This is a genomic window from Pseudomonas agronomica, from assembly GCF_025917275.1.
GTDB classification, from domain to species: domain Bacteria; phylum Pseudomonadota; class Gammaproteobacteria; order Pseudomonadales; family Pseudomonadaceae; genus Aquipseudomonas; species Aquipseudomonas agronomica.
The window spans coordinates 1-517 of record NZ_JAOSHO010001022.1; the positions used below are offsets into that span (position 1 = coordinate 1).

At 61.1% G+C, this 517-nt stretch carries 1 protein-coding gene; it reads left to right on the top strand.

Going from position 1 to position 517, the window contains the following annotated elements; all coding sequences use genetic code 11:
- The first annotated feature begins 69 nt into the window (after window positions 1-69).
- Window positions 70-453, top strand: coding sequence for a VOC family protein (locus OC610_RS28705; protein WP_030141849.1), 384 nt, complete (start codon window positions 70-72; stop codon window positions 451-453).
- Window positions 454-517: the final 64 nt, after the last annotated feature.

The following is a 517-nucleotide window of genomic DNA, read 5'->3' on the forward strand; positions in this document are numbered from 1 at the left end:
CGGGAGCAAGCTCCCTCGCCACGGGTTATCCCGTCCGTAAACCTCTATAGCCCACAGAAAGGAAATGAAATGTCCGTTTTTACCCATGTCACCGTCGGCACCAACAACCTGGCAAACGCTCGCGCATTCTATGACGCTACCTTGAAGGAAATCGGCCTGAAGCGCGTTGCCGACCTTGATGAGGCCGGTTCCATCTGGGGCGTCGACAAGCCTTCGTTCTTTGTACTGAACCCGGCCAACGGCAACCCGGCGTCCATCGGCAACGGCGTCACCGTGAGTTTCGAAGCGCCGGACCGGGCGGCGGTCCATGCCTTCCATAGCGCCGCGCTGGCGAACGGCGGCGTGTGCGAGGGGCTGCCGGGCTCTCGCGGCTGGGCGGAAAATGCCTACGCGGCTTATGCCCGGGACCTGGATGGGAACAAGCTGGCGGTATATTGCTTCAAGGCTGAGTAATGAGATGGAGCTTGCTCGCGAAAGCGGCGGGTCAGCCACAGGGATGCTGGATCGGCTATCGTCA